Annotated in this window: 5 protein-coding genes; 4 read left to right on the forward strand and 1 reads right to left on the reverse strand. The window is 68.3% G+C overall.

Annotated features, from left to right (window positions below; translation table 11 throughout):
* On the reverse strand, positions 1–329 hold a 329-nt coding region (locus ACRDPS_RS22150), incomplete at its 3' end, for an AAA family ATPase (protein WP_431503832.1).
* A 333-nt stretch (positions 330–662) separates the two neighbouring features.
* On the opposite strand from ACRDPS_RS22150, the gene mraZ reads away from it, so the two are divergent.
* The 4 genes from mraZ to ACRDPS_RS22170 all read left to right on the forward strand — a co-directional run bounded on the left by mraZ (position 663) and on the right by ACRDPS_RS22170 (position 4722).
* Positions 663–1076, forward strand: coding sequence for a division/cell wall cluster transcriptional repressor MraZ (gene mraZ / locus ACRDPS_RS22155; RefSeq protein ID WP_431503828.1), 414 nt, complete (start codon positions 663–665; stop codon positions 1074–1076).
* 228 nt (positions 1077–1304) lie between these two features.
* Complete coding sequence (gene rsmH / locus ACRDPS_RS22160; RefSeq protein WP_431503829.1) at positions 1305–2300, forward strand: 16S rRNA (cytosine(1402)-N(4))-methyltransferase RsmH; 996 nt, start codon at positions 1305–1307, stop codon at positions 2298–2300.
* Positions 2297–2887 (forward strand): hypothetical protein, encoded by a 591-nt coding sequence (locus tag ACRDPS_RS22165; RefSeq protein WP_431503830.1) that lies wholly within the window; start codon positions 2297–2299, stop codon positions 2885–2887. Before rsmH ends, ACRDPS_RS22165 begins: the two co-directional genes overlap by 4 nt.
* Positions 2888–2898: 11 nt before the next feature.
* Positions 2899–4722, forward strand: a complete 1824-nt coding sequence (locus tag ACRDPS_RS22170; RefSeq protein ID WP_431503831.1) for a peptidoglycan D,D-transpeptidase FtsI family protein — start codon at positions 2899–2901, stop codon at positions 4720–4722.
* The last annotated feature ends 28 nt before the right edge of the window (positions 4723–4750 follow it).

The following is a 4750-nucleotide window of genomic DNA, read 5'->3' on the forward strand; positions in this document are numbered from 1 at the left end:
CGGTTGATCTCGTCGCCGACCACGATGTTGGCGAAGATGCCGCCCGGGCGGAACTCGAACTCGCGGGTGTTCTGGTTGAACACCGAGACCCCGGTGACGTCGCTCGGGAGCAGGTCGGGGGTGAACTGGATGCGCCGCACCGAGCAGTCGATCGAGCGCGCCAGCGCCTTCGCGAGCTGGGTCTTGCCGACCCCGGGCACGTCCTCGATCAGGAGGTGGCCCTCGGCGAGCAGCACGGTGAGGGTGGAGTCGACGACGTCGGTCTTCCCTTCGATCACCTTCTCGATGCTGTCGCGTATGCGGCCCGCGACCCGCACCAATGTCTCTATGTCTGCCCCATGAACTGGGCTTGATCCTGGGGCTTCCGCCGGCGTCGTCACGTCGCGTCCTTCCGACTCAACCTGTTTATGGGGACACCGTACGGGGTAGCGCCTACGGCGTCTGCGGCATTGACCTGTCTGTGACCTATCCGGACGGGATCCGCGACCTGTTCCGACCAGGTCCGCGACCTCGCTCATCGGAGCCGCCGAGACCCGGATGTGGCGTGAGGTGACCCGTTGGGGGAGTGAAGTGGTTTGAAAGTGGGGGATTGTGGGGTACGGTGGAGCAAAGTGGAGGAAGATCCACGTTGAGCGGACCGCGGGGGCGAGCACATGTTCTTCATGGGCACGTACACGCCGAAGCTCGATGACAAAGGCAGGGTCTTCCTTCCCGCAAAGTTCCGAGATCGACTGGCTGAGGGGGTTGTCGTGACGCAAGGTCAGGAGAACTGCCTCGTGGTGTGGCCCGAGGACGTCTTCATGCAGGAGGCGCAGCGGGCCCAGCAGACGCCGCTCACCTCTCGGGACGCACGTGACTACGCCCGTGTCCTCTTCGCGGGGGCGGAGCAGACGACGCCGGACAAGCAGGGCCGGATCGGCATCTCGCCGCTCCTGCGTGACTACGCCGGGATCGTCAAGGACGTGGTCGTGATCGGTGTGATGGACCGGATCGAGATCTGGGACCCGGCCAAGTGGGCGGAGTACTCCGCGGGTGCACAGGCCAAGTTCGCAGACCTCGACGAGGCGACGGACTGATAGATCCACAAAGCGATACAGCGACATATCAACACCAGGACAAGTCAACAGCGGATCCGCAGGACGAGGTCTCAGTCCCGCTCCACTCATCGGCCATCCGGGGCACCTTCCCCGGCACCGGACGGCACCAACGCGTGAGACGGAGCGGGCATGAGACCTGGCTCTGCGGATCCGTGGCGTTGTCAGCCCGTGGACCGCGGGAGAACACACACCAGATGAAACCGTGCGATGGGGGTCGAGGCGGTGACGAACCAGAAGCACGTGCCGGTCATGCTCGACCGCATCGTCGACCTGCTCGAGCCGGCTCTCGCTGACGGCGGCGTCCTCGTCGACTGCACGACCGGCCACGGTGGTCACACCGAGGCGGTCCTCGAGCGGATTCCCGGCGCGACGGTGATCGGCATCGACCGCGACACCTATGCCCTCTCGATCGCGGGGGAGCGGCTGGCGCGCTTCGGCGACCGGTGGACCGGTGTCCACGCGGTCTACGACGAGATCCTCGACGTCGTCGCCCGCCAGGGGCTCGACGATGTCCAGGCAGTGCTCTTCGACCTCGGTGTCTCCTCGATGCAGCTCGACCAGCGCGAGCGGGGCTTCGCCTACGCCGAGGACGCGCCCCTCGACATGCGCATGGATGCGACCCAAGGACAGACCGCCGCCGATGTGCTCAACACCTACTCGGCGCCGGACCTGACCCGGATCCTGCGCGACTACGGCGAGGAGAAGTTCGCCAAGAAGATCGCGTACGCCGTCGTCAACCGCCGCGAGAAGGTGCCGTTCACGACGAGCGGGCCCCTGGTGGAGCTTCTCTACGCGGAGATCCCGGCTCCGGCGCGACGCACCGGCGGACATCCGGCCAAACGCACCTTCCAGGCGCTGCGGATGGAGGTCAACGACGAGCTCGGGGCGCTGCGTACGGCGCTGCCGGACTCGCTGGAGGCCGTCGGGGTCGGGGGCCGGGTGGTGGTCGAGTCCTACCACTCGCTCGAGGACCGGCTCACCAAGCGGGCCTTCGCCGATGCGACCAGGTTGGACGTACCTCCCGACATGCCGTTCGTCCCGCCGGAGGCCGAGCCGTCCTTCCGCCTGCTCACCCGTGGTTCCGAGCAGGCCAACGAGCGAGAGATCGAGGAGAACCCGCGCGCCGCCTCGGTGCGACTGCGTGCGGTGGAACGCACCAAGCCACGAACAACTGCCAAGCCGTCACCAGGAGCAACCAGATGAGCATCGCCGCCGCGCCACAGGCGCCAGGGCGCAGCCCCGAACAGGCTGCCGAGACGACCCAGACCCGGCTCTCCGCCGTCCCGGCCCCGATGCCGGGCGCGCTGGCTCCGCGGCTGCCGTTCGTCGTGCTCGTCTCGATGCTGCTGATCGGTGGCGTCGTCGGGCTGCTCGTCTTCAACACCTCCATGCAGCAGTCGGCCTTCCAGGAGCAGCGTCTCCAGGAGCAGGCGACGACCCTCGCCGCCCGTGAGCAGGCGCTCGACGGCGAGCTCAAGAAGATGGAGGACCCGCACAAGATCGCCGCCAAGGCGAAGGGGCTCGGCATGGTCGTCCCGCAGAACGCGGCCATGCTGAGGGTCCCCGAGGCGAAGGTCGAGGGCGAGGCTGCCGCGGCCGACCGTTCCGCGACCCCGCCGCTGCACCCGAAGCAGGCCAAGCCCTACAGCGTGCAGGTCGCCGAGGAGAAGGCGCGCAAGGAAGAGGCGGCCAAGAAGAAGGCCGAGGAGAAGGCGCTCGCCGCGAAGAAGGCGGAGGAGAAGAGGGCCGCCGAGGACCGGGAGCGTACGTCGTCGGACGAGGCGCGCTGAGGAGGACTGAGATGGCCCAGAGGAAGACCCGGAAGCCTGTACCGAAGGTGGCCCAGAAGCTGGCCCGCAAGTCGGACCAGAAGGACGGCCGGCGTCGCGGGCCGGTGCACATCCGGCTCCGGGTCGGGTTCATCCTGGTCGCGATGGTGCTCTCGGTCTTCGGTGGCCGGCTGGTGCAGCTGCAGGGCATCGACCCCCATTCGTACGCCGCGATGGCGGCCGCCGAGAACGTCGTCGACGTCGTGCTCCCGGCCGAGCGTGGCGAGATCCTCGACCGTGACGGTGAGGCGCTGGCCGACTCGGCCGACGGCCTGATGGTGCTGGCCGACCCGAAGCAGACGAAGAAGGACGCCCCGGCGATCGCCGCGTTCCTGTCCAAGGAGCTCGGGGTCGACTACGCCTCGGCGCTCACCAAGCTGCGCAAGGACGGTAGCCGGTTCCAGTACATCAAGCGTCAGGTGCCCGCGACCCAGGCGACCGCCGCGGTGGAGAAGGCGTCCAAGGAGGGCTATCAGGGGCTGTGGACCAGCCGGGACCCGCTGCGCAACTATCCCAACGGCGACGTCGCGGCCAACCTGGTCGGCTTCCTCGGCAACGACGAGCCGCTGGCCGGTCTCGAGGCGGCCTTCGACAAGCACCTGGCCGGCAAGGACGGACACGCCGAGTACGACGCGACCAGCCCGGCCAACGGCACCCGGATGCCGCTGGGCACCAACAACCGCGTCGACCCGGTCGACGGCAACGACCTGGCTCTCACTCTCGACCGCGACCTGCAGTACTACGTGCAGCAGACCCTGATGGGCGCCGTGCAGAAGTCGCGCGCCGAGTCGGGGATGGCCGTGGTCATGGACACCAAGACCGGCGAGATCCTGAGCCTGGTCGACTACCCGACCTTCGACGCGCGCGACCCGGGGGCCTCGCCGAATGCGCTGCGGGGCAGCAACGCGCTCTCCAACGTCTATGAGCCGGGCTCGGTGCAGAAGGTGCTCACCGTGGCCGGTCTGCTCGACCAGGGGCTCGTCTCGCCCTCGACGCGGCTCAAGGTGCCGGGGTCCTACCGCTCCGGGGACGCCGACATCCACGACTACTATCCCCACGGAGTCGAGAAGCTCACCCTCGCCGGGGTGATCGCGAAGTCCTCCAACATCGGCACGGTGATGGCCGCCGACAAGTACGCCGACGGGCAGCTGCGCGACTACCTGTCCGCCTTCGGTCAGGGGCAGCGCACCGGCCTCGGTCTCGACACCGAGTCAAGCGGTCTGCTGGCTTCGCCCGAGACGTGGAACGCGGCCGACGAGGACCGCATCGACTTCGGCCAGTCCATCTCGGTCAACGCCGTGCAGATGACCGCGGCGGTCAACACGATCGCCAACGGCGGCGTACGCATCGACCCCAGCCTGATCGCCGGGAGCGCCACCAACAACTCCGGTGCCGAGGTCGGCACCGACACCGCCGAACGCACCCGCGTGGTCTCCGAGAAGGCGGCGTCCCAGACCGCGGAGATGATGGAGCGGGTCATCAACGATCCGGTCAACGGCACCGCTCCGCAGGCCGGTGTCGAGGGCTACCGGGTCTCCGGCAAGACCGGCACCGCGCAGCGGGTCAACTCCGAGTGCAAGTGCTATGACGGCACCACCACCGTCTCCTTCGGCGGCTTCGCCCCGACCGACGACCCGCGGTTCACGGTCTACGTCGCCATCCACAACCCCGGCAACGGCGGTGGCGGTGGCACCGTCACCGGCCCGGTCTTCTCGCAGATCATGTCCTTCGCCCTGCGCCGCTACGGCGTCGCGCCGACGGGCACCGACCCGTCGAAGATGCCGACCGGCTGGTGAGTGGCTGGGGTAACACGGTGTTCGCTCG

The organism is Nocardioides sp., assembly GCF_050699375.1.
GTDB lineage: Bacteria > Actinomycetota > Actinomycetes > Propionibacteriales > Nocardioidaceae > Nocardioides.

Bases quoted from the DNA above. Each gene is read 5' to 3' on its own strand.
- mraZ (WP_431503828.1), top strand. From the start codon at position 663: ATGGGCACGTACACGCCGAAGCTCGATGACAAAGGCAGGGTCTTCCTT.
- rsmH (WP_431503829.1), top strand. From the start codon at position 1,305: ATGGGGGTCGAGGCGGTGACGAACCAGAAGCACGTGCCGGTCATGCTC.
- ACRDPS_RS22165 (WP_431503830.1), top strand. From the start codon at position 2,297: ATGAGCATCGCCGCCGCGCCACAGGCGCCAGGGCGCAGCCCCGAACAG.
- ACRDPS_RS22170 (WP_431503831.1), top strand. From the start codon at position 2,899: ATGGCCCAGAGGAAGACCCGGAAGCCTGTACCGAAGGTGGCCCAGAAG.